Origin of the sequence: Pseudomonas brassicacearum, assembly GCF_000585995.1 — a bacterium.
GTDB classification, from domain to species: Bacteria; Pseudomonadota; Gammaproteobacteria; order Pseudomonadales; family Pseudomonadaceae; genus Aquipseudomonas; species Aquipseudomonas brassicacearum_A.
In genome coordinates this window covers 5,654,943-5,677,878 of record NZ_CP007410.1, presented here as the reverse complement: position 1 = coordinate 5,677,878, position 22,936 = coordinate 5,654,943, and the positions used below count along the sequence as shown (strand labels likewise).

The 22,936-nt window shown below is 61.1% G+C and carries 17 protein-coding genes; 2 read left to right on the top strand and 15 right to left on the bottom strand.

Features of this window, described 5'->3' with window-relative positions; translation table 11 throughout:
• Positions 1 to 2 precede the first annotated feature (2 nt).
• Entirely contained in the window at positions 3 to 1,703 is a 1,701-nt protein-coding gene (pilB, locus tag CD58_RS24305; RefSeq protein WP_025215525.1) for a type IV-A pilus assembly ATPase PilB, read from the bottom strand.
• 225 nt (positions 1,704 to 1,928) lie between these two features.
• Here pilB and CD58_RS24300 point away from each other — a divergent pair, with 225 nt between their 5' ends.
• Together CD58_RS24300 and CD58_RS24295 are read left to right on the top strand one after the other, a co-directional pair.
• Complete coding sequence (locus CD58_RS24300; RefSeq protein ID WP_025215524.1) at positions 1,929 to 2,357, top strand: pilin; 429 nt, start codon at positions 1,929 to 1,931, stop codon at positions 2,355 to 2,357.
• A 311-nt stretch (positions 2,358 to 2,668) separates the two neighbouring features.
• On the top strand, positions 2,669 to 3,022 hold the full coding sequence (locus tag CD58_RS24295) for a BON domain-containing protein (RefSeq protein WP_025215523.1): 354 nt from the start codon (positions 2,669 to 2,671) through the stop codon (positions 3,020 to 3,022).
• A 337-nt stretch (positions 3,023 to 3,359) separates the two neighbouring features.
• Here the strand turns inward: CD58_RS24295 and CD58_RS24290 are convergent, their stop codons facing one another.
• The 14 genes from CD58_RS24290 to gluQRS all read right to left on the bottom strand — a co-directional run bounded on the left by CD58_RS24290 (position 3,360) and on the right by gluQRS (position 22,781).
• On the bottom strand, positions 3,360 to 3,656 hold the full coding sequence (locus CD58_RS24290) for a DUF2845 domain-containing protein (protein WP_025215522.1): 297 nt from the start codon (positions 3,654 to 3,656) through the stop codon (positions 3,360 to 3,362).
• Position 3,657: 1 nt separating this feature from the next.
• Positions 3,658 to 6,591: a DUF748 domain-containing protein gene (locus CD58_RS24285; RefSeq protein ID WP_025215521.1), complete on the bottom strand. Its 2,934-nt coding sequence runs from the start codon at positions 6,589 to 6,591 to the stop codon at positions 3,658 to 3,660.
• A gap of 119 nt (positions 6,592 to 6,710) precedes the next feature.
• Positions 6,711 to 7,727, bottom strand: a complete 1,017-nt coding sequence (locus tag CD58_RS24280) for a class I SAM-dependent rRNA methyltransferase (protein WP_025215520.1) — start codon at positions 7,725 to 7,727, stop codon at positions 6,711 to 6,713.
• Between the two features lie 313 nt (positions 7,728 to 8,040).
• On the bottom strand, positions 8,041 to 9,978 hold the full coding sequence (gene acs / locus CD58_RS24275; RefSeq protein ID WP_025215519.1) for an acetate--CoA ligase: 1,938 nt from the start codon (positions 9,976 to 9,978) through the stop codon (positions 8,041 to 8,043).
• A 191-nt stretch (positions 9,979 to 10,169) separates the two neighbouring features.
• Positions 10,170 to 11,834: a glucose-6-phosphate isomerase gene (gene pgi / locus CD58_RS24270; protein ID WP_025215518.1), complete on the bottom strand. Its 1,665-nt coding sequence runs from the start codon at positions 11,832 to 11,834 to the stop codon at positions 10,170 to 10,172.
• 363 nt (positions 11,835 to 12,197) lie between these two features.
• Entirely contained in the window at positions 12,198 to 12,578 is a 381-nt protein-coding gene (gene panD / locus CD58_RS24265; RefSeq protein ID WP_025215517.1) for an aspartate 1-decarboxylase, read from the bottom strand.
• A gap of 30 nt (positions 12,579 to 12,608) precedes the next feature.
• A complete protein-coding gene (gene panC, locus CD58_RS24260; RefSeq protein ID WP_025215516.1) occupies positions 12,609 to 13,469 on the bottom strand; it encodes a pantoate--beta-alanine ligase in 861 nt (286 codons plus the stop codon).
• Positions 13,466 to 14,266, bottom strand: a complete 801-nt coding sequence (gene panB, locus CD58_RS24255; protein ID WP_025215515.1) for a 3-methyl-2-oxobutanoate hydroxymethyltransferase — start codon at positions 14,264 to 14,266, stop codon at positions 13,466 to 13,468. The genes panC and panB overlap by 4 nt, the downstream gene beginning before the upstream one ends.
• Before the next feature lie 364 nt (positions 14,267 to 14,630).
• A complete protein-coding gene (folK, locus tag CD58_RS24250) occupies positions 14,631 to 15,116 on the bottom strand; it encodes a 2-amino-4-hydroxy-6-hydroxymethyldihydropteridine diphosphokinase (RefSeq protein ID WP_025215514.1) in 486 nt (161 codons plus the stop codon).
• Positions 15,117 to 15,119: 3 nt separating this feature from the next.
• The gene (locus tag CD58_RS24245; RefSeq protein WP_025215513.1) at positions 15,120 to 16,517 is read right to left on the bottom strand and encodes a polynucleotide adenylyltransferase PcnB; all 1,398 of its coding nucleotides are present in this window, start codon (positions 16,515 to 16,517) and stop codon (positions 15,120 to 15,122) included.
• A gap of 725 nt (positions 16,518 to 17,242) precedes the next feature.
• A complete protein-coding gene (locus CD58_RS24240; RefSeq protein WP_025215512.1) occupies positions 17,243 to 18,673 on the bottom strand; it encodes a sigma-54-dependent transcriptional regulator in 1,431 nt (476 codons plus the stop codon).
• Between the two features lie 22 nt (positions 18,674 to 18,695).
• Positions 18,696 to 21,650: a sensor histidine kinase gene (locus tag CD58_RS24235; protein ID WP_025215511.1), complete on the bottom strand. Its 2,955-nt coding sequence runs from the start codon at positions 21,648 to 21,650 to the stop codon at positions 18,696 to 18,698.
• The gene (locus CD58_RS30885; RefSeq protein WP_003176118.1) at positions 21,634 to 21,810 is read right to left on the bottom strand and encodes a hypothetical protein; all 177 of its coding nucleotides are present in this window, start codon (positions 21,808 to 21,810) and stop codon (positions 21,634 to 21,636) included. Before CD58_RS30885 ends, CD58_RS24235 begins: the two co-directional genes overlap by 17 nt.
• Positions 21,811 to 21,890: 80 nt before the next feature.
• Entirely contained in the window at positions 21,891 to 22,781 is an 891-nt protein-coding gene (gene gluQRS, locus CD58_RS24225) for a tRNA glutamyl-Q(34) synthetase GluQRS (RefSeq protein ID WP_025215510.1), read from the bottom strand.
• Positions 22,782 to 22,936: the final 155 nt, after the last annotated feature.

Below are 22,936 nucleotides of genomic sequence, written 5' to 3'. Positions count from 1 at the left end.
GTTCAATCCTTGGTGACCCGGTTGATTTCCTCGAGGCTGGTGACGCCTTGCATCACTTTGTGCAACCCCGAGGTACGTAGGTCGTTGAAACCGTCTTTGCGCATCTGCAGGTCGATTTCCAGCGAGTTGCCCTCGGCCATGATCAACCGCTGCAGTTCGGGCGTGTTCTTGACCACTTCGTAGACCCCCACGCGCCCTTTGTAACCATGGTTGCACTGTTCACAACCGACCGGCTCATAGATCGTGAATGTGCCGATGCGTTCCCGGGGGAAACCTTCCTTGAGCAGGGTTTCCTCGGGAATCTCGATGGCTTTCTTGCAGTGGGTGCACAGCTTGCGCGCCAGCCGTTGGGCGATGATCAGGTGCACCGCCGTGGCGATGTTGAAGCCCGGAATACCCATGTTCTGTAGGCGGATCAGGGTTTCGGCGGCGCTGTTGGTGTGCAGCGTGGAGAGCACCAAGTGCCCGGTCTGGGCGGCCTTGATGGCGATTTCGGCGGTTTCCAGGTCGCGGATCTCGCCGACCATGATCACATCCGGGTCCTGGCGCAGGAACGAGCGCAGGGCCTGGGCGAAATCCAGCCCCTGGCGCGGGTTCACGTTGACCTGGTTGATGCCCTCCATGTTGATCTCCACCGGGTCTTCGGCGGTGGAAATGTTGATGTCCACGGTGTTGAGGATATTCAGCCCGGTGTACAGCGACACGGTCTTGCCCGAACCGGTCGGCCCGGTCACCAGGATCAGCCCTTGTGGCTGTTTGAGGGCCGCCATGTACAGGTCTTTCTGTTCCGGCTCGTAGCCCAGGGCATCGATGCCCATTTGCGCACTGGAGGGATCGAGGATCCGGATTACCACCTTCTCGCCCCAGAGCGTAGGCAGGGTGTTGACCCGGAAGTCGATGGATTTGTTTTTCGACAGGCGCATTTTCAGCCGCCCGTCCTGGGGTTTGCGCCGTTCGGAGATATCGAGGCTGGCCATGACCTTGAGGCGTGCGGCGATGCGGGTGGCCAACTGGATCGGTGGCTTGGCCACTTCCCGCAGCATGCCGTCGGTGCGCACCCGCACCCGGTAGGTTTTTTCATAGGGCTCGAAATGCAGGTCGGAAGAGCCGCCCTTGATCGCGTCCAGCAACATCTTGTTGACGAAGCGCACCACCGGCGCATCGTCGACGTCCTGGCCGCCGATGGAATCCTGCTTGGAATCGTCGATCGATTCGATGTCCAGGCCGTCCAGGTCGACATCGCCCATGCCTTCCAGGCCCGTGCTACTGGATTCGAAAAACTTTTCGATGGCGTCGCTGAGCTTGTCGTCCTCCACCAGAATGGCTTCGGTGGTCAGGCCGGTACTGAATTGAATGTCATTGATGGCCTGGTGATTGGTCGGGTCGGAGATGCCCACGAACAACTTGTTGCCGCGCCGCCACAGGGGCAGGGCGTGATGTTGGCGCACCAGTTTTTCGCTGACCAGGCCGATGGGCTGGGTGTCCCTGTCCAGGCTGTTGAGGTCCAGCAGGGCGACGCCGAAATGCTCCGAGGCGATTTCCGCCACCTGACGGCTCTGGACCAGTTTGTTTTGCACCAGGTAACTGACCAGGGGCATGCGACTGCGCTGGGCCTGTTGGTACGCCTGCTGCGCACTTTGCTCCGTGATCAGTTCGGCCAGCACCAATTGTTTGGTCAGGCCGCTGAGGGCGATGTCATTCATGGGGATACCGGCGGCGAACAGTTCATGACTTATAGCCTAGTCAAGCATCGACGCCAAACCAGCGCGGCAGGGTGACAAAAAACGTCAGATAGTGCGGTTGTTGGGGTAGGACGTAGGTGTTGTGCGGGTTGCGGCCCCTTGTGGGCCGGGTTGCAAAGGGTTGGCATGTGCCGTGCAACGGCCGTTTCAGGTCATGAGATTTCGCCTCATGCTATGGAGATGTCTATGAATAAGCAGAGTGGTTTTACCCTGATCGAGCTGCTGATCGTCGTGGCGATCATCGGCATTCTGGCGACGTTTGCGTTGCCGCAGTATTCCAAGTACCAGGCGCGGGCCAAGGCGACGGCGGGGTTGGCAGAGGCATCTGCATTGAAAGTGCCGTTTGAAGACGTCATGAATCAAGGTACCAATCCAACGTTGGACCTTATAGGGGGAACTGCATCTACCAGCAACTGCACTATGAGCGCTTCAGGCACTGCTTCCGCCGGAACGGGTACCATCGCTTGTATTCTTCGCAATGCGCCTGCTCCTGTGGCAGGTCAAACAATCACCCTGAGCCGTTCTGCGGCAGGCGTCTGGACGTGCGGCTCTACGGCGGCCCAGGAGTTTTTACCCGCCGGCTGTACTGGCGGCGCTGCCGCCCCAGCAGGTTAATAACAGTAGGCGCCCCGCTCTGATGAGCGGGGCTTTTTTATCTTCGAAAACGATATCGTCCATGTTTTTGAATGAAAATAGAAAAGCTTAGAAATTCATATGGTTAGTTGGAAACCAAAACCCGCAACTTGCATGTCCAGAATCAACCGTTCATGCATTTTGCATGATTATGAAAAACACCGCTTCGCTTAACTGATTGATTTAAAACGATTTAATAAGTTCGTCAAAACTGGCACAGCCTTCGCACTACTCCTGTTAACCCTGCCGGGATGCACGTCCGGCAGTTTTTGAGAAAAACAGGAGTTACTCGTATGAAGAAGTTCGCTATCACTGCCGCCGCTGCTACCGCACTGACCCTGACCATGGCTAGCGCATTCGCCGAGACCACTCAAGCAACTCAGGCGCCAATGATGCTGGCTGCGGGCGAAGTGACAGAGGCCAAGGAAGACGTTTCCGATACCTGGATCACCACCAAGGTCAAAGCTGACCTGGTCACCGAAAAAGGCATTCCTGGCAGCGACATCAAGGTCGAAACCAACAAAGGTGTTGTGTCCCTATCTTCGATGACCAAAGTCACTGATGCACAAAAAGACACCGCTGTGGCGATCGCCAAGAAAATCAAAGGCGTCAAAGCCGTATCGGCTGACGGCCTGAAAGCCGAATAAGGCTTAAGACTTCTCGCCTGGACTGGGAGAAGGCGCGGCAAGCGGGCCTAGATATACGTTTGCCGTTGCTTTGGAGTTCATGCGAAAGGCCACACGGATGTGGCCATTACAGGCCCCCGGCATTCGTGCCGGGGGCCTGTTCTATTCAGGGATACAAAGGTGCGAGGGCTGGTATGCGTGGCACGCCTGATAAACCGAGTCGCCTTTTTCGCGAGCAAGCCCGCTCCCACATTTTGATCGCATTCTTCCTGAACGAACTCGGTCTACTGTGGGAGCGGGCTTGCTCGCGAAGACGTCGGCACAATCAACCCACATGTCGCCATTGTGCAGTGGCCGCTCAGCGCCCCCGCTTGCTGGTGATCTGCACCAGCCGATTGCCTTCGAAACGCAGGTACTGGTACATGCCGCTGTTGGGGCCGTAGGTCCATTCCTCCACCGGATATTCTTCCCGGCGATTGACACTGCGTTTATAGCCCAAGTCATCCCGCGCCACTGGCTGCCCGCACTTTTGCAGCACTTCGCTCGAGCGGTCGCCGACGCTGATCAACTGGCTGCCGCAACGCAGCGTATCGGCTGCCGACGCTTGGCCTGCGACGAGCAGTAGACCCAGGCTGAGCCCATACAAACGCTTCATGTCATTCAGCATCCAGATGCAGTGGGGTAATCACGCGACCGTCGCTTTCGGCCTGGCCGAGGCTGGCGTCGATGAAGTACACGCGGTCGTCGGCGAGGCGGCCCTTGTCCACCAGGAAGTCCTTGATGCTGCTGGCCCGCTCTTGCCCCAGTTGGCGCAAGAGCACGTCACTGCCGCTCCAGAACTTGATCACGCCTTCGCGCAGTTTCTCGATACGCGCCTTTTTATCCAATTGGGTCCATTCAGCCGGTGGCTGGGTCTTGAGGCGCGTGCGATAGATGCCTTCGAGCAGCGGTGGTTTTTCATCCTCGGGCACCTCCAACAGCGAGGCCTGGGCCGGCACTTTGTCGCCTCGGCGCTGGAGCATCTTGTAGTAGTTGTACTGGTATTCGCGCTCCAGGCGCTGGGCGGCAAGCAGAGGGCCGTCGCTGCCTTCGGCGGCGGTGCCTTCGATCTCCAGGCGCAGCTCCGGACGCTTGCCGAGGGCTTCGGACAGTTTCAGCAATACACCTTCGTTTTCCTTGCTCAGATCGCTGGAGCCCGGCGCGAACGACACACTGCCCAGGTCCTCCGAACCACCACCGGCCACCAGCCCGCCGATAAGTTTGAACGGCGCCTGGGCCGCCCGGACCACCAGGTTGCGCAGGGTCTGCCAGACAATCGGCATGACACTGAATTGGGGATCGTTGAGGTTGCCGGTGACCGGCAGTTCGATGGAAATCCTGCCCTCGGAATCCTTGAGCAACGCGATGGCCAGTTTCAGCGGCAGGCTCACGGCGTCCGGGCTGTCGACTTTTTCTCCCAGTTGCAGTTGCTCGACCACCACTTTGTTTTCCGCCTGGAGCTGGCCTTTGGTGATGCGGTAGTGCAAATCGAGATTGAGCCGGCCCTTGCGGATGCGATAGCCGGCGAACTTGCCGGAGTAGGGCGTAAGGGTCGTCAGCTCGACCCGTTTGAAACTGGTGGCGATGTCGAGGCTGGCCATCGGGTCGAAGGGGTTCAGCGCGCCCTTGATGGTGACAGGCGCGTAGCGGTCGACCTTGCCCTTGACGTCCACGGTCGCCGGTTTGGCCTGGCGACTGTCGATCGTGCCGATCGCACCGTTGAGCTGTTGGATAGCCGTGGCGAAGTTGGGTGTCAGGCTGAAGTCGGCGAAGTTGGCCGAACCGTCGTTGATGGCGATGCCGCCGATGTGGATGCCCAGCGGTTTTTCCTGGGACTTCGGTTTTGCCGCAGTGCTCTTTGCGCCACTGTCGGCCGGTTGTGGGATCAGCAGGTCATCGACGTTGGTGGTGCGGTCGTCGTTGATCATGAAGCGCGCGTAAGGCTGGAACAGGTTGACCTTGTCGATGGACAGGCTGTCACCGTGCTGATAATTGAGGCCTTCGAGCACCAGACGCTGCCACTTGAGGAAGTCGCGGGTCTTTAGGGTGTCGAGGGTGTGCAACTGATCGACCTGGGCGCGACCGGTGACCGCGAATGCCAGCGGTTCGGTGCTCTTGAGGTCTACCGCCAGATCGCTGCCAAGCATCCCGGAGCGTAGCTCCAGGCGAATGAACGGGTTGATATACGACTGGGCAACCCGCAGGTCGATGTCCTGGGTCTTGACCTTGAGCCGGGCGCTGATCGGGTTCAGGTTGACCTCGCCGTCGGCCAGGATCTTGCCTTGCTTACCCAGGCCGGTGTCCAGCTTGAGGCTGAAGGGCGAGCCGTTGAGGGTGTCGTAGTTCTGCAGGTCGAGGTTCAGAGGGCCGACGTCGAGTGCCACGGCGGGCTGCGCCTGGCGGTCGGCCAGGTGCACCTGGTAGTCACGCAGTTGCACGTCTTTCAACAGCACCTGCCACGGTTTGCTGGGAGGCGCCGGTTCAGGTTTTGGCGAATCGGCGGCGGCCGGGGCGGATGCCGGTTCCGCCTTGACCTGCGGTTTGGCCGGCTGGCTGGCGAAGAGCTTCTGCCAGTCCAGTTGCCCGTCTGCCTCGCGAGCGGCCCAGGTTTCCAGCTTCTGGCTGCGGATCTTGCCCACCACCACTTGCTGCTTGGCCAGGTCCACCGTGGTTTCACTGACATCCAGGCGTTCGAGTTTCACCAGTGGACGGCCATCGGGCGCCTTGATGGAGAAGGGCGCGACACTGACCGCGGCGTTGCTGAGCAGCAGTTCGGTGCCCTTGGCCAGGTTGAGCTTGTAGTCGGTGCTGAGGTTCAGGACGCCGTTTTCCAATACCAGCGGTACCGCGTCGCGCACGTAGGGCCACCAGGCTTTCATCTGGCCGCCGGTCACCTTGAGGGTACCTTCGGAGGCAATCGGCGTGAGGCTGAAATTACCGGTCCAGTCGATCTGTCCGCCTTCGGGGCCGGCGGCCACCAGGGTCATGTCGGCGTTGTCGTCGGGCAGGGTACTGAGGTTCTTCAGCTCGAAATCGAGGGTGTCGTAGAGAAATTCGATGGGCTCGCTGGGGCGCAAGTCCTGGAAATGCACATAACCGCCGGCCAACTTGATGCGATCGACCCGCAGGGGGAACGGCTTGGCCTCGGGATCGGCGGGCGTTGGTTCGCTGGCGGGGAGCTTGAACAGGCCCAACAGGTTCAACTGGCCGCCCTTGTCGAACATGACTTCGGTCTTGGGCTTGTCCAGCTCGATATCGGTCAGGTGCAGGGCGCCGGACCATAGGCTGTCGAGTTGCAGGTTGGCGTAGAGCCGTTCGAAGCCGACCTGTTCCTTGCCCGGTTCGCCGATATTCAGGCCCCAAAGGGTGACTTCAAGGCTGAAAGGGTTGAGTTCGATGCGTTGGATCTGGGCCGGCATCGTCGCATGCGCGGCCAATTGCTGATTGGCGATCCGCAAGGCGACGCCCGGCAGTATCAGAAAACCCAACAGGCTGTAGAGGGCCAGTACGGTCAACAGGGCGCCGAAAGCGCGTATCAATCCTTTGGGCATGTGCGGCTTCATCTAGTGTGAATTCGGAGTGCCTTGGAGTATGGCATGCGTTTACGGTTCCGAAGCCACTGTGATTTAAGAGATTTGTCCGTTTTTTGCGTAAGAATTCTGAGCTTGGCTTAGAGCTGGAGGACCAGCGTCTTGAGCGGCGGTTGCTGGTCCAGGGAGGGGAAATCGCTGCCGGGCGTCAGCACGCTCCATTCGCGTACCGGGCGGCCGGCCTTTTCGGCGCAACGCAACACCTGTTCACGCCAGTCGTCCATGGAGACTTTTGCCAGGTTGTTGCAGCAAATCAGCACGCCATCGTCGGCGGTGGTCAGCAGTGCCGGTTTGAGCAGGCTTTGGTAGTCGCGCAACAGGTCGACGGTGCCGAAAGCACTCTTGGCCCAGGCCGGCGGATCGAGCAGCACCAGGTCGTACTGGCGTTGTTCCAGGCGCACGTAGCTGGGCAGTTTTTGCCCGCGTCGCTGGCTGATGGGCAGGCCGGCCAGTTGGCGGATCGCCGGGAAGTAATCCGACTGCACGAATTCCATGGCGGGCAAATCAGGGTTCAGCAAGCCGTTTTCGCGCCCCACCGCCAGGTTGCCTTCGGCGAAGTCCAGGTTGCACACCTCCCGTGCTCCACCGGCCGCAGCGCTCAGGCCGACGCCGCAGGTGTAGGCGAACAGGTTCAGCACGCTTTTGTTGCGGCTGTGTGCCTTGACCCAGCCCCGGGCGTTGCGCAGGTCGAGGAACAGCAGCGGGTCCTGCCCGGCATGGCGTCCACGAACGCGGTAGTTCAGGCCCCATTCATGGCCGATAAGGTCTTGCAGGGCGGCTGCGTCGGCTTGATAGACAGTGTCCTGACGGTCTATGCGCGAATTGCCCCGGGCACGGTCGTTGTAGACCAGCAGGGTGTCCAGGCCCAGGCGTTCGTTGACGATGCCGTGCAGTTGCAGCAAGGCCTCGCGCTCCAGCGATTGGTGGAAGCTCTGCACCAGCAGTTGCGGGCCGTAGCGGTCGACGGTCAGGCCGGGCGCGCCTTCCTGGCTGCCGTGGAACAGGCGATAGCAATCGGTGCCTTGCTGGTGCAATTGGCCGAGCAGGTCCTGACGCTGGTCGAGGGCGGCGCGCAGCGCCTGATTCAAGGAAGACATGCCGGGCGCGCCTTAGAGAAATGAGGCGCGGGAGTTTAGCAGTTCTGCAAACCCGGGTTGGGGATTGCATACGCATGTGAAGCCGGGCACCGACCTGTGGGGGATTCATTTGTGGCGAGGGGATTTATCCCCGCTGGGCTGCGCAGCAGCCCTAAGATCTGACTACTCGGAGTGTCAGCCAGACCTCGCTTGCTGTAGGGGGCTGCTGCGCAGCCCAACGGGGATAAATCCCCTCGCCACAGATAAAAGCCTCGCCACAGATGAATCCCTTCACCACAGGGACTCGGTGCCTCGGGGGGCCGAGTCGCCTGGCTCAGCGATTCAGGCGCTTGTCGATCAACCCCTCCACCACGCTCGGATCGGCCAGGGTCGAGGTGTCGCCGAGGCTGTCGAGCTCGTTGCAGGCGATTTTGCGCAGGATCCGCCGCATGATCTTGCCCGAACGGGTCTTGGGCAACGCGGGCGCCCACTGGATCAGTTCCGGTTTGGCGAAGCTGCCGATTTCCTTGCTGACGTGGGCCAGCAATTCTTTCTTCAAATCGTCGTTGGCCTCCACACCGTTCATTGGTGTGACAAAGGCATAGATGCCCTGGCCCTTGAGGTCGTGGGGGTAACCAACGACCGCCGCTTCGGCGATGTTGTCGTGCAGGACCAGGGCGCTTTCCACCTCGGCGGTGCCGATACGGTGCCCGGAGACGTTGATCACATCGTCGATACGCCCGGTGATCCAGTAGTCGCCATCTTCGTCGCGGCGAGCGCCGTCGCCAGTGAAGTAATAGCCGGGGTAGGGCTTGAAGTAGGTGTCGATCATTCGCTGATGATCGCCGTAGACGCTGCGAATCTGCGCCGGCCAACTGGATTTGATCGCCAGCACGCCGCTGCCGGCACCGTGGATTTCCTTGCCGACTTCATTCAGCAACACCGGTTGCACGCCAAACATCGGCCGGGTCGCGCAGCCGGGTTTGAGCCGCGGGGCACTCACCAGCGGGCTGAGCATGATGCCGCCGGTTTCGGTCTGCCACCAGGTATCGACAATCGGGCAGCGCTGCTCGCCCACCACGTTGAAATACCATTCCCACGCCTCCGGGTTGATCGGCTCACCGACACTGCCGAGCAATCGCAGGCTTTTGCGGGACGTTTCCTGCAACGGCCCGGCGCCTTCACGCATCAAGGCGCGCAAGGCGGTGGGGGCGGTGTAGAAGATGTTGACCTGGTGCTTGTCGATCACTTGCCAGAAGCGTGAGCTGCTGGGGTGGCTCGGAACGCCTTCGAAGATCAGTGTGGTGGCGCCGTTGGCCAACGGGCCGTAGACGATGTAACTGTGGCCTGTGACCCAGCCAACATCGGCCGTGCACCAGAACACCTCGTTGTCGCGGTAATCCAGTACGTACTTGAACGTCATCGCCGCTTGCAGCAGATAACCGCCCGTGGTGTGCAGCACACCCTTGGGTTTGCCGGTGCTGCCGGAGGTGTAGAGGATGAACAGCGGGTCTTCGGCGTCCATCGGCTCAGGGGGGCAGTCGTCGCTCATGTCGTGCATGGCCTGGTGGTACCACAGGTCACGACCCTCGACCCAGATCACTTCGCCCTGGGTGCGCTCGACCACCAGCACGGTGCTGACGTTCGGGCAGCCTTCCAGCGCCTTGTCGACGTTACGCTTGAGCGGTATGAAGCGCCCGCCACGCACGCCTTCGTCGGCCGTGATCACGGTGCGGCAATCGGCGTCGAGAATCCGGTCGCGCAGGGAGTCCGGTGAGAAGCCGCCGAAGACCACCGAATGCACCGCGCCGATGCGGGTGCAGGCGAGCATGGCGTAGGCCGCTTCCGGAATCATCGGCATGTAGATGCAGACCCGGTCGCCTTTCTTCACCCCACGGCTTTTCAGCACGTTGGCCAGGCGGCAGACATGATTGTGAAGTTTTTTGTAAGTGATTTCTGCCGATTCGGCGGGGTCGTCGCCTTCCCAGATGATTGCCGTCTGGTCGCCACGAGTGTCCAGATGCCGGTCGATGCAATTGGCGCTGACGTTCAGCTTGCCGCCCGCGAACCACTTGGCGTCGCCGGTCCTGAGGTCATAGCGCTGGACGGTTTGCCAGGGCGTCATCCAGTCGAGAAAACGCGTGGCCTGCTCGGCCCAGAAGGCACTGGGGTGTTCGATGGATTCTTTGTAGAGCCGCGTGTACTCGTCCTGACTCAGTTGCGCCGCCCGGCGGACGGCATCGGCTTGGGGGTACTGGCTGATATCGAACATGACGGTTCCTTATTCTTGTTTTTGCGACAAGTCATAAAGATGCGCCCTGCGAATATCGAGTTCAAGTTGTACATGGAGTCATTGTGGGAGCGGGCTTGCTCGCGAAAGCGGTGTGTCAGACACATGAATGGCAACTGACACACCGTCTTCGCGAGCAAGCCCGCTCCCACAAGGGCAGTGCAACCTCAAGATCAGCCGCGATGACGCCCGCGGAAGTAGTTGATCAAACCCTGGGTCGAGGCATCCTCGGCCGGGCTTTCTTCGCTGCCCACCAGACGGTTGTAGACACCTTTGCCCAGCTCCTTGCCCAACTCCACGCCCCATTGGTCGAAGGCGTTGATGCCCCAGACCACGCTTTGCACGAACACCTTGTGTTCATACAGCGCCACCAGTGCGCCAAGGCGACGTGGGCTGATGCGTTCGACCACCAGGGTGTTGCTCGGACGGTTGCCCGGGATCACCTTGTGAGACGCCAGTTTCTGCACGTCTTCTTCGCTCGCGCCCTTGTCCCGCAGCTCAGCTTCGGCTTCGGCGCGGGTCTTGCCCAGCATCAGTGCCTGGCTCTGGGACAGGCAGTTGGCGTACAGCCACTGGTGGTGATCGGACACCGGGTTGAAGCTGACAATCGGCACGATGAAGTCGGCCGGGATCAACTGGGTGCCTTGGTGCAGCAACTGATGGTAAGCGTGCTGACCGTTGCAACCGACGCCGCCCCAGATCACTGGGCCCGTGTCGGTCGATACGGGGGTGCCGTCCTGGCGCACGCTCTTGCCGTTGGATTCCATGTCCAGCTGCTGCAAATGCTTGGTGATGTTGCGCAGGTAATGGTCGTACGGCAGGATCGCGTGGCTTTGCGCGCCCCAGAAGTTGCCGTACCACACGCCCAGCAGCGCCAGCAGCACCGGCATGTTCTGTTCGAACGGTGCGCTCTGGAAGTGCTGGTCCATGGAATAGGCCCCGGAGAGCAATTCCTTGAAGTTCGACATGCCGATGGCCAGGGCAATCGGCAAACCGATGGCGGACCACAGCGAGTAACGCCCGCCAACCCAGTCCCACATCGGGAAGATGTTTTCTTCGCGGATGCCGAAGGCCACGGCGGCGGCGTTGTTGCTCGATACCGCGATGAAATGGCGATACAGCTCTGCCTCGGAACCGCCCTGGGCCAGGTACCAGGCGCGAGCGGCCTGGGCGTTCTTCAGGGTTTCGAGGGTGTTGAAGGATTTCGACGAGACGATGAACAGCGTGGTCTCGGCGCGCAGTTTCATGGTCAGTTCGTGGAACTCACTGCCATCGATGTTCGCCAGGTAGTGGCAGCGAACGCCCTTATGCGCGTAGGACAACAGCGCTTCGGACACCAGCTCTGGGCCGAGGAAGGAACCGCCGATGCCGATGTTCACCACGTCGGTGATCGGTTTCTCGGTGTAGCCGCGCCACAGGCCGTCGTGAATGCGGCCCACCAGATCGGTGATCTGGTTCAGCACTTTGTGCACGTCCGGCATCACGTTGACGCCATTGACCAGCAATTTATCGCCCACCGGCCGACGCAGGGCGGTGTGCAGGGCAGGGCGGCCTTCGGAGGCGTTGACGATTTCGCCTTCGAACAGCGACTTGATGGCGCCCTTGAGGTCGACTTCATTGGCCAGGCCCACCAGCAGGTCGCGGGTCTGGGCGTTGATCAGGTTTTTTGAATAGTCGAGAAACAAGCCGCAGCTCGACAGGGTGAATTGGCTGAAACGCTGCGGATCGGCATTGAACGCTTCGCGCATGCTGAAATCCTGCATGGCTTTGCGGTGGTCATTCAGCGCTTGCCAGGCAGGCAGAGCGGTCACGTCATGAGGGGTTCGGTAATACGCCATCGCTGCGGGTTTCCTTTTTACTTGAACGACCTTTTGTACACTAAAAATTCCGGCCCGGCCCGAGGTGGGCGTCCGGACAACTGCGTCGACACGATCTTTTGGCGCAGGGCGACTACAGTAAACCTCGCGTTGCGATCTGTCTTGACTTTGTCAGACCGGTTCCCGGTACTTTTTTATACAACAGGGGAGGGAATGGGCCGACAGACGGAAGAGTAAAGGCATCTTCCTAACACTGAGTACTCATTGTGGGAGCGAGCTTGCTCGCGATAGCGGTGTGTCAGTCGGCATCTCTATCAACTGGTCTACCGCTATCGCGAGCAAGCTCGCTCCCACAGGGGGAAGTGGTTAAGCAGGTCGGTTCGATCAGGCAACCTGAACCGGGATGGCGTTGCTGGTGTGGCTCAGCTCGTTGCCCGGGGCCATGTACAGCATGCGGGGCTTGAAGTTGAGTAGTTCGGCTTCGCTGTAGTGGGCATAGGCGCAGATGATGACGCGGTCACCGACCTTGGCCTTGTGCGCCGCGGCACCGTTGACCGAGATCATCCGCGAACCTTCCTCGCCACGGATGGCATAGGTGGTGAAGCGCTCGCCGTTGTCGACGTTATAGATCTGGATCTGTTCGTACTCACGGATACCCGACAGGTCCAGCCATTCACCATCGATGGCGCAGGAGCCTTCGTAATCGAGGACGGCGTGAGTGACTTCGGCGCGGTGCAGCTTGGCCTTGAGCATGATGGTGTGCATGAGGGTTTCCTTCAGCTTGTTTGGCGACGTTCAGACGGGGGCGTCGAGGTCCAGGTGCAGGTTGTCGATCAGCCGCGTGGTGCCCAGGAATGCTGCTATCAGAATCACCAGGTCGCGGTCCTCGCTCAACGCCGGGCGCAAGGTCTTGGCGTGACGGACTTCCAGGTAATCGGGACGCAGGCCGGCGGCCTCGAGTTGCTTGATCTGCTCGGCAACCAATGCCGGGAAATCCCGCCGCCCCTGGCGGATCGCCTCGGCCATCTGGCTCAGGCTGCGGTAGACCACGGGCGCGATAGCGCGTTGCTCTGGGCTGAGGAAGCCGTTGCGCGACGACAGCGCCAGGCCATCCTCGGCGCGCACGGTGGGTTCGCCGATGATCTGGATCGGCATGTTCAGGTCATGGACCAGCGCGCGAATCACCGCCAGTTGCTGGAAGTCTTTCTGGCCAAACACCGCCAGGTCAGGTTGGACCATGTTGAACAACTTGCTGACCACCGTTGCCACGCCCTCGAAATGCCCGGGGCGACTGGCGCCGCACAGGCCTTCGGACAACTGCGGGACGCTGACCCGTGTCTGCCCGGCCATGCCGTCGGGGTACATCTCTTCGACACTGGGGGCGAACAGCAGGTGGCAGCCGGCCTGGAGCAGTTTCTCCTGGTCGGCCGCGAGGGTGCGGGGGTATTTGTCCAGGTCTTCGCCGGCGCCGAATTGCAGCGGATTGACGAAAATGCTGGTGACCACGAAGTCGGCCCGCTGCGCCGCCTTGGTCACCAGCGCCACATGACCGCTGTGCAGGTTGCCCATGGTTGGCACGAACGCGATGCGTTTGCCTTCGCCCCGGGCACGGGCCACGGCGGCCCGCAGTTCACGTACGGTTTTGACGGTGTTCATGCCGAGAATCCGTGTTCAACGCCTGGGAAGGTCGCCGCCTTGACTTGCGCGACGTAGGCGCTCAGGGCCGCTTGGATGGAGGTTTGCCCAACCATGAAGTTCTTCACGAACTTGGGCACGCGACCGGTGATCGACAGCCCGAGCATGTCGTGCAGGACCAGCACCTGACCGTCGGTGGCGTGGCCGGCGCCGATCCCGATCACCGGGATCTTCACCGCCTGGGTGATTTCTTCCGCCAGCTCGCTGGGTACGCATTCGAGCAGCAACATCGCGGCGCCAGCCTGTTCCAAGGCAATGGCATCGGCGCGCATCTGCCGTGCCTGGTTCTCATTGCGGCCCTGAACCTTGTAGCCCCCGAGAATGTTCACCGCCTGGGGTGTCAGGCCCAGGTGCGCGCATACCGGGATACCACGTTCAGCCAGCAGCCGAATCGAATCGGCCAGCCACAACGCGCCTTCGACCTTGACCATGTGGGCGCCGGCCTGCATCAGCATGGCGCTGTTGGTCATGGTTTGTTCGAGGGTGGCGTAGGCCATGAACGGCAGGTCGGCGAGGATCAACGCATCGGTGTTACCGCGTTTGACGGCGGCCACATGGTAGGCCATCTCGGCGGTGGTCACCGGCAGCGTGCTGTCGTGACCTTGCAGCACCATGCCGAGGGAATCGCCCACCAGCAGCACTTCGACACCGGCCTCGTTGCAGGCATGGGCGAAGGTTGCGTCATAGCAGGTCAGCATGGCGATTTTCTCACCTTTTTGCTTGAGACCTTGCAGCGTGGTCAGGGTAATAGCTGGCATGAAAAAGTCCTCATTAGGCGCTCTTGAGCTACTGCGAGTAACGCGCATGAATCGTCATCTATACAGGCGCACCCTCTATGCGTGGTGCTTGTAAGGCCTGGATTGCGCCCTTTAACGCCGCGTTGGCGGCTACGGGACGCCTATAGTCGTGAGGCGCTGCCGGGAAGTCAATTGGATGTGTTACCGGCGGGTGTTACCGCGGTTACTGATGCGTTTCAGCTTGGGGAGCGTCCCGGATGTGACTGTCCGGTACCGGAGCCTGTGGGAGCGAGCTTGCTCGCGATAGCGGTGTGTCAGTCAACATCAATGCTGGCTGATCCGACGCTATCGCGAGCAAGCTCGCTCCCACAGGGGATGGTTTTCGTCAGTTGGGAGGCAGGCGTTCCAGACCCATGAAAGGACACGCTGCGAGGAGATCCTTGAGCAAGCGCCCATCGGCCAGGCGCAGGTCGGTGGGCGCCAGTTCCGCCAGGGGATACAGCACAAAGGCCCGGGCCTGCATATGGTAGTGGGGGACTTTGAGACGGGGCTCGTCGATCAGGCGATCGCCAAACAACAGAATATCCAGGTCCAGCGTGCGCGGGCCCCAACGCTCCAGGCGTTCACGGCCTTGGCCGGTTTCGATGGCTTGCAGCGCATCGAGCAGGTCCAGCGGCGCCAGTCGGCTGTCCAGCGCTGCCACCGCGTTGGTGTAGCGCGGCTGGCCAGGCAGCAGGGAATCGCTTTGATAGAACGCTGAAACGCCCGCCAGCTGGGTGTCGGCAAGTTGCGCCAGCGCCTGGACGGCACTGCGCAATTGTTCGGCGGGTTCGGCCAGGTTGCTGCCCAGGCCGATGTAGATGCGTTCCATCGATTACTCGTCCGAAGCGCCCGATACACCCGCGCGTTTACGCTTGGCGCCGCTGCTGCGACGACGCTTGCGTGGGCCACTGGCGCCGTCGTCCTTGCCGCTGAGCTCACGAATCATGTCGCGGCGCTCGCTCTCATTGGCGTCCTGATAATCCGTCCACCATTCACCCAGGCCATCGGTCTGCTCGCCGGCGCCTTCGCGCAACAGCAGGAAGTCGTAGCCGGCGCGGAAACGTGGGTTGTCCAGCAACAGGTCGGCCCGTTTGCCGCTGCGCCGTGGCAGACGCTCCTGCATGTCCCAGATCTCGCGGATCGGCATCGTGAAGCGTTTTGGAATGGCGATGCGCTGGCACTGTTCGCTGATCAGCTCGTGGGCGGCTTCCTGCATCGCCGGGATCGGCGGCATGCCGCGCTCCTGCAAACGCAGGACCCGGGCCGGCAGGGCAGGCCAGAGCAGGGCGGCGAACAGGAAGGCCGGGGTCACCGGCTTGTTCTGCTTGATGCGCAGGTCGGTGTTGATCAGCGCATCGCTGATCAGGGTGTGGGTGTAGGTCGGGTTGTGCTCCAGCGCCTCGGCGCTGGCCGGGAACAGCGGGTCGAACAGCTGCAGGTCCACCAGCATCTCGAAGGTGTCCGCCGCGTTGCCCGACAGGAACAGCTTGAGCACTTCCTCAAACAGGCGCGCCGAAGGAATTTCCCGCAGCATCGGCGCCAATTCGCGAATCGGCACGGCGCTGTGTTTTTCGATGCCGAAATCCAGCTTGGCGGCGAACCGTACGGCCCGCAGCATCCGCACCGGGTCTTCCTGGTAGCGCTGCTTTGGATCGCCAATCAGGCGGATCAGGCGATTGCGGATGTCATGTACGCCGTTGGCGTAATCGAGGATGCGCTCGCTGACCGGATCGTAATACAGGGCGTTGATGGTGAAGTCGCGGCGTTGCGCGTCTTCTTCCAGCGTGCCGTAGACGTTATCGCGCAGGATGCGCCCGCTCTCGTTGCGAGAAGACTGGTTGCTGTCTTCTTCTTCATCGTTTTGCGGGTGGTTGGCGCGGAATGTCGCCACTTCGATGATTTCGCGACCGAAGTGGATGTGGACCAGCTTGAAGCGCCGGCCAATGATCCGCGCATTGCGAAATTCGGCCCGTATCTGTTCCGGCGTGGCGCTGGTGGCGACGTCGAAATCCTTGGGCGTGATGTTGAGCAGCATGTCGCGCACGCAACCACCGACCAGGTAAGCCTGGTAACCGGCGTTCTGCAGGCGTTCGACGATGTTCACCGCATAACGGCTGAACTGGGCCTTTTGCAGGGAATGCTGGCCGCTGTTGAGCACTTCAGGCGTGCTGCGAATGTGTTGCGTACGACGCAAGGGAGAACGGAATGACTGGAACAGCTTCTTCAGCATGGGATGCACTGTTTGAAGGAATATTCGGCCAAAAACGAAGAATGACCGCATGATGGGCGGGGATTCTAGCATTTAGTCGAGGGATGGTGTAGGACACAGCAGTTTTGAGCTGCAAGCTGCAAGCGACAAGCTTTGTAGGCTTCAAGGAAGGGAAATGACAGAAACCACAAGGGGAGCCGAAGCTCCCCCAGAATTAGTTACGTGCTCTATTTTTATTATTGGTTTCGGGCTTCTTGTTTTTGTTGAGTGCCCGCGCCACAAGGTTTTTCCTTCGTGACCCTCCCAATCGGGAGTCAAGAGCAAACGGATTGCTTTGGTCGCTGTGTTGCAGTGATCAATCGATCCAACCAGTTCAGGCACCTGTCTTGAGACAGTTTTTATTGTTCTCGGCCTGGTTGTGGGGCAAGCCCCAAATACAACGCCTCTCCAAAAGAATCAGTTAGCTGCGCCTCTCGCCGTCTTGTTTTTATTGTGCGTGAGTCGATTCGTCTTATTTTTATTGTCTTGTGCATTGCTTGTTATTGTTCTTGTACCAAAGCTATAGCAGGGTGCGTGCCAACTTTTGCAAAGCCCCGGAAAACCGGGGCTTCTATGCTTATAGCGGTTTTTCCGGGGCGAAAAAAAGCCGGGGTTTCGTTACCGTAAACCCCGGCTTCTGTTACGTGAAAAAGCTGAGGTAACAGTTTTTTCACATTCACTGTGGGAGTGAGCTTGCTCCCACACAGTCAGCTTTCGCTGGCCACGCCGGTCTTGCGTCGTGGAATGCCCAGGCGCTGGCGGCGTTCCCACAGGCATTTGCGGCTTACACCCAGCTTGCGCGCCAGTTCGGTCTCGGTCATGTGGTCCTGGTGTTCCAGGACGAAATGTTGGAAGTAGTCTTCCAATGACAGGTCTTCGGTGGGCTCGTGGCTGGTGTTGTTGGCCGCGCCCTGTTGAGGGGCCAGGCCGATGAATTCCTCATCGTCCAGATCGCTGAGTTCGATGTCGATGCCCAGCAGGTCGGCGGAGATTTCCGGGCTCTCGCACAGGATCACTGCCCGTTCGACCGCGTTTTCCAACTCTCGGACGTTACCCGGCCAAGCGTAATGACGAATCGCCTGCTCGGCGTCCGGGGCGAACGTCAGGTCGGTGCGGTTGACCCGGGCGCTCTGGCGAGCGAGGAAGGCATTGGCGATTTCGTTGACGTCCGCGCCACGTTCGCGCAGGGCCGGCAGCTTCAAGGCGATGACGTGCAGGCGGTAATACAAGTCTTCACGGAACTGGCCGATCTTCGCCAGGCTCTTGAGGTCGCGGTGGGTGGCCGCGATCAGGCGTACGTCGACCTTCTGCGACTGCACCGAGCCGACCCGGCGGATTTCGCCTTCCTGAAGCACACGCAGCAAGCGTGCCTGGGCTTCCAGCGGCAGTTCGCCGATTTCATCGAGGAACAGCGTGCCGCCGTCCGCTGCTTCCACCAGCCCGGCGCGTCCGGCGCTGGCGCCGGTAAACGCACCTTTCTCGTGACCGAACAGCTCGGACTCGATCAGGCTTTCCGGGATCGCCGCGCAGTTCACCGAGATCATCGGCGCCTTGGCCCGGCGAGAGAGGTTATGCAGCGCCCGGGCCACCAATTCCTTACCGGTACCGGACTCGCCCTGGACCAGGACATTGGAGTCGGTTGGCGCCACTTTGCGGATCTTGCTGTACAGATCCTGCATGGGCGGGCAGGAGCCGATGATGCCGATTTCGCCGTTATGGTTGCTGGCGCCGGCTTTTGCCGCGGCCGAAGTCTTGCCGACGGGCTCCACGGCGTTGCCGGTTGCCGTCTGTCGGTCGCGCAGGATGCGGGCCACGGCCTGGAGCATCTCGTCGTGATCGAAGGGTTTGGCGATGTAGTCCACGGCGCCCATTTTCATGGAGTCGACCGCCGAGCGCAGGCTGGCGTAACTGGTCATGATCAGCACCGGCGTGCCTTGACCGAGCTTGATCAGCTCGGTGCCGGGGGCGCCGGGCAGACGCAGGTCGCTGACGATCAGGTCAAACGTTGGGATGCTGAAACGCTCTTGTGCTTCCTGCACTGAACCGGCTTCGCTGACCTGGTACTGGTTGCGTTCCAGCAGGCGGCGCAAGGCGGAGCGGATAATTGTTTCGTCTTCGACGATCAAAATGTGCGGCATTGATTCGATTCTCTCGACGGTCTCAGTTCACAGCGGACGTCGCTTCGACATGACGCGGCAAGGTTACCCGGATACGGGTGCCGCGTTGGCTTTGTACATCGGCCGGGCTGTCGATGGTGATTTGTCCATAATGCTCTTCAACGATGGAATAGACCAGTGCGAGGCCCAGACCGGTGCCTTCGCCAGGATCCTTGGTGGTGAAGAAGGGTTCGAACAATCGATCCATGATGTTCTGTGGGATACCGCTGCCTTCGTCTTCGACGATCAGGTCGATCGTGTGCTCAAAGGCTTCGCTCTTGACTCGCACCGCGCTGCCGGCCGGTGAGGCGTCGCGCGCGTTGGACAACAAGTTGATCAACACCTGGGCGAGCCGCTGGGGATCGCCGTCGACCCAGTGATCCGGATCGCACAGGTTGAAAAATTGCACTTCGAAATTGCGCCGGTTGAGTGCTAGCAGACCAATGGCATCCTGGGCGACTTCGGCCAGACAGACGGGCTCATCGTTGTGTTGATGACCGCCGGCATGGGCGAAGCTCATCAACGACTGAACAATGCGCGACACGCGCTTGGTCTGTTCAAGGATCTGGCCGCTGATTTCCGTCAGCTCGCCATCATCCTCGCGTTCTTCGCGCAGGTTCTGCGCCAGGCAGGCGATGCCGGTGATCGGGTTGCCGATCTCGTGGGCCACCCCGGCGGCCAGCCGGCCGATGCTCGCCAGGCGTTCGGAGTGGACCAGTTTGTCTTCAAGCATCTGGGTATCGGTGAGGTCTTCCACCAGCAGCACCAGGCCGCTGTTGCCCGGCGCCAGTGGCTCGTCGATCGCCGCCTTGTGCAGGTTCAACCAGCGCGTCTGGCCATCGAGGGCCAGGTGTTGCTTGTGCAAGTGCTCGTCCGGCAGGTCGATGAACCCTTGCAGCAAGCCTTTCCACGGCTCGCCCAACGTGCTCAGGCGTGACCCGACCACCCGTTGGGCGGCGATACCGGTCAGCTCTTCCATGGCCTTGTTCCACATCAGGATTTCCTGATCCTTGGCCAGGGAACACACGCCCATCGGGAGTTCTTGCAGGGTCTGGCGGTGATAACGGCGCAGGGCGTCCAGTTCGGCGGCCAGGCCCGTGAGGCGCGAGTGATAGTCCTCGAGGCGGCTTTCGATGAAGTGGATGTCTTCGGTGACGTAGTTCTCGCCGCCGGCCTTGTAGGGCAGGAACGTCTCGACCATGTCCTGGGCCACGCTGGGGCCCATCAAGCCCGACAGGTTGGCTTCGATCCGGTCCCTCAGGCGGCGCAATGCATAGGGGCGGCGCTCATCGAAAGGTAGATAAAGGTCGCGCAGGGCCTGTTCGACCTCCTTTTGCGCGGCCTTGGCGCCCAGGGGCTTGGCCAGTTGCGTGGCGAACTCCTGGGGCGAAGCAGCGTGCAGCTCGCGGCGCTGCGGGCGGCGGACGTTGTCCACGGCACAGGCTTCGGCGGCGCTGGCCTCCTCGCTGCTGGCGTTGGTGAAGAGCGAAATCAGGGTGAACATCAACACGTTCGCCGCCAGGGAGGCGATGGCTGCCATGTGCCAACTGGTGTCGTCGAGCACGTAAATCATGTTGAGCAGCGGAATGTAGAAGCCTTGCAGGTTGCCCACCAGCGGCAACAGCATGGCGACCAGCCACACCAGAATCCCTGCCAGCAGGCCAGCGATGAAACCGCGGCGGTTGGCGGTCGGCCAATACAGCACCGACAACACGCCGGGCAGGAACTGCAGGGTGGCGACGAAGGCAACGATGCCGAGGTTGGCCAGGTCCTGGCCCTCGCCCAGCATCAAGTAGAAGCCGTAGCCAGCCATGATGATGGCGACGATCAGCGCCCGCCGGGTCCATTTCAACCAGCGATAGATATTGCCTTCGGCCGGTGGCTGGTAGAGCGGCAGCACCAAATGGTTGAGGGCCATGCCCGACAGTGCCAGTGTGGTGACGATGATCAGGCCGCTGGCCGCCGACAGGCCTCCGACGTAAGCCAGCAGCGCCAAGGCTTTGTTGTTGGCGGCGATGCCGATGCCCAGGGTGAAGTATTCCGGATTGGTGCTGGCCCCCAATTTCAAGCCCGCCCACAGGATCAGCGGTACCGCCAGGCTCATCAGCAGCAGGAACAGCGGCAGGCCCCAGCTCGCGCTGACCAGCGAGCGCGGGTTGAGGTTTTCGGTAAAGGTCATGTGGTACATGTGCGGCATCACGATCGCCGAGGCGAAAAACACCAGCAGCAGCGTGCGCCATGGGCCTTCCTGCAAGGGCGTGTGCAGGGCGGCGAGGGCGGTCTGGTTCTGCAGCAACCACACTTCCAGCTGTTGCGGGCCATCGAACACGCCGTACAGGGCATAGAGGCCGACACCGCCGATGGCGATCAGTTTGATCACCGATTCGAAGGCGATGGCGAACACCAGGCCTTCGTGCTTTTCCCGCGTGGCGATGTGCCGGGAACCAAAGAAAATCGTGAAGAGGATGATCAGCGCGCAGAAGCTCAGCGCCACCCGGTGCTGCACGGGTTCTCGGGTCAGGATGCTGATGGAGTCGGCCACGGCCTGGATTTGCAGGGCCAGCAACGGCAATACGCCGACCAGCATGAAAATGGTGGTCAGCGCGCCGGCCCAGGTGCTGCGGAAACGAAAGGCGAACAGGTCGGCCAGGGACGACAGTTGGTAGGTGCGGGTGATTTTCAGGATCGGGTAGAGCAACACCGGCGCCAGCAGGAACGCGCCCGAGACGCCGAGGTAACTGGACAGGAAACCATAGCCGTACTGATAGGCCAGCCCTACCGTGCCATAGAACGCCCAGGCGCTGGCGTAGACACCCAGCGACAGGGTGTAGGTCAGCGGGTGGCGGATGATCGCCCGGGGGATCATCCCTCGTTCGCTGATCCAGGCCACGCCGAACAGCACCGCCAGGTAGGCGGCGCTGATCAGGATCATCTGGGTCAGGCTAAAGCTCATCGGCATCTTTTTGGCTCTGCAGGATGAAGGTCACGACGATCAGGATCAGCCAGAGCAGATACGGCCGATACCAGGCACCCGTGGCGTCGATCCACCAATCCATGATGGCCGGGGAGAACAGGTAAATCCCCACTACCAGGAGCAGGACCAAGCGATAGATGTACATCCCGGTCTCTCTTTAATTTTAAGCGCGTGCCCGAAAACGTGCGGCGATGGTAACGGATGGGCGCCAAGCTGCAAGGGCCGTCAACGTATTTGCGCTTCAGGCAGGGTCAGTGTGCGCGGGATCTTGGCCGCCTCCCAGTGGCGAACGCCCCAATCCAGCAATGCCCGTGGGCTGGCGTCGACCAATTCGAGGCCCGGTTGCTGGCCCAAGGCGCGCAACGCCCGCAACAGCAGCGGCGTAGCCTGCTCGGCCGCCAGCGGTGGCGAACGATAGGATTTGCCCAGCTTGTGCCCGTCGGGCTGGGTGATCAACGGCACGTGCAGGTAACGCGGTTGTGGCAGCCCGAGCAGCTCTTGCAGGTAGAGCTGGCGCGGCGTGGAGTCCAGCAGGTCGGCGCCGCGCACGATATCGGTGACCCCTTGCCAGGCGTCGTCCAGCACCACGGCCAGTTGATAAGCGTGGAGCCCGTCGCGTCGGCGAATCACAAAGTCACCGACTTCGTGGCCCAGGTGCTGGCGAAACTCACCCTGGACCCGGTCGGTGAAGTGGTACACCAACTCAGGAACGCGCAGGCGAATGGCGGCGTTCTCAGTGCCATGCCCGGCGTTGCGACACAATCCAGGGTAAATGCCCTGGTACGCCTCCAGTTGTTTACGCGAGCAGGTGCACGCGTAGGCCAACCCCTGGCTGAGCAGCCGGTTGATGACCTGGTCGTAGGCTTCATGGCGCTCGCTCTGGCGGACCATTTCGCCGTCCCATTCAAACCCATAGCTTTCCAGTGCCCGGAGGATCGCGGCTTGCGCGCCGGGTTCTTCCCGTGGCGGGTCGAGGTCTTCCATGCGCAGCAACCAGCGCCCGCCCACGGCCCGGGCATCCAGGTATGACGCCAGCGCGGCGACCAGCGAGCCGAAGTGCAGGTGGCCGCTGGGGGTGGGGGCGAAGCGGCCGATGTAGGGGGAGGTGGGCGTCATGGGAAGAATGTTACTAGGTCCGGTTTGGCGGGAACATGTATCTATCTGCGATCACTCTGTGGGAGCGAGCTTGCTCGCGATGGCGGGGTGTCAGTCACATGGATGCTGGCTGATCCGGCGCTATCGCGAGCAAGCTCGCTCCCACAGGGTTTTGT

What these genes read in the sequence shown, in the direction of transcription:
- pilB (WP_025215525.1), bottom strand. Translation starts at nt 1,703, where the DNA reads ATGAATGACATCGCCCTCAGCGGCCTGACCAAACAATTGGTGCTGGCC.
- CD58_RS24300 (WP_025215524.1), top strand. Translation starts at nt 1,929, where the DNA reads ATGAATAAGCAGAGTGGTTTTACCCTGATCGAGCTGCTGATCGTCGTG.
- CD58_RS24295 (WP_025215523.1), top strand. Translation starts at nt 2,669, where the DNA reads ATGAAGAAGTTCGCTATCACTGCCGCCGCTGCTACCGCACTGACCCTG.
- CD58_RS24290 (WP_025215522.1), bottom strand. Translation starts at nt 3,656, where the DNA reads ATGAAGCGTTTGTATGGGCTCAGCCTGGGTCTACTGCTCGTCGCAGGC.
- CD58_RS24285 (WP_025215521.1), bottom strand. Translation starts at nt 6,591, where the DNA reads ATGCCCAAAGGATTGATACGCGCTTTCGGCGCCCTGTTGACCGTACTG.
- CD58_RS24280 (WP_025215520.1), bottom strand. Translation starts at nt 7,727, where the DNA reads ATGTCTTCCTTGAATCAGGCGCTGCGCGCCGCCCTCGACCAGCGTCAG.
- acs (WP_025215519.1), bottom strand. Translation starts at nt 9,978, where the DNA reads ATGTTCGATATCAGCCAGTACCCCCAAGCCGATGCCGTCCGCCGGGCG.
- pgi (WP_025215518.1), bottom strand. Translation starts at nt 11,834, where the DNA reads ATGGCGTATTACCGAACCCCTCATGACGTGACCGCTCTGCCTGCCTGG.
- panD (WP_025215517.1), bottom strand. Translation starts at nt 12,578, where the DNA reads ATGCACACCATCATGCTCAAGGCCAAGCTGCACCGCGCCGAAGTCACT.
- panC (WP_025215516.1), bottom strand. Translation starts at nt 13,469, where the DNA reads ATGAACACCGTCAAAACCGTACGTGAACTGCGGGCCGCCGTGGCCCGT.
- panB (WP_025215515.1), bottom strand. Translation starts at nt 14,266, where the DNA reads ATGCCAGCTATTACCCTGACCACGCTGCAAGGTCTCAAGCAAAAAGGT.
- folK (WP_025215514.1), bottom strand. Translation starts at nt 15,116, where the DNA reads ATGGAACGCATCTACATCGGCCTGGGCAGCAACCTGGCCGAACCCGCC.
- CD58_RS24245 (WP_025215513.1), bottom strand. Translation starts at nt 16,517, where the DNA reads ATGCTGAAGAAGCTGTTCCAGTCATTCCGTTCTCCCTTGCGTCGTACG.
- CD58_RS24240 (WP_025215512.1), bottom strand. Translation starts at nt 18,673, where the DNA reads ATGCCGCACATTTTGATCGTCGAAGACGAAACAATTATCCGCTCCGCC.
- CD58_RS24235 (WP_025215511.1), bottom strand. Translation starts at nt 21,650, where the DNA reads ATGCCGATGAGCTTTAGCCTGACCCAGATGATCCTGATCAGCGCCGCC.
- CD58_RS30885 (WP_003176118.1), bottom strand. Translation starts at nt 21,810, where the DNA reads ATGTACATCTATCGCTTGGTCCTGCTCCTGGTAGTGGGGATTTACCTG.
- gluQRS (WP_025215510.1), bottom strand. Translation starts at nt 22,781, where the DNA reads ATGACGCCCACCTCCCCCTACATCGGCCGCTTCGCCCCCACCCCCAGC.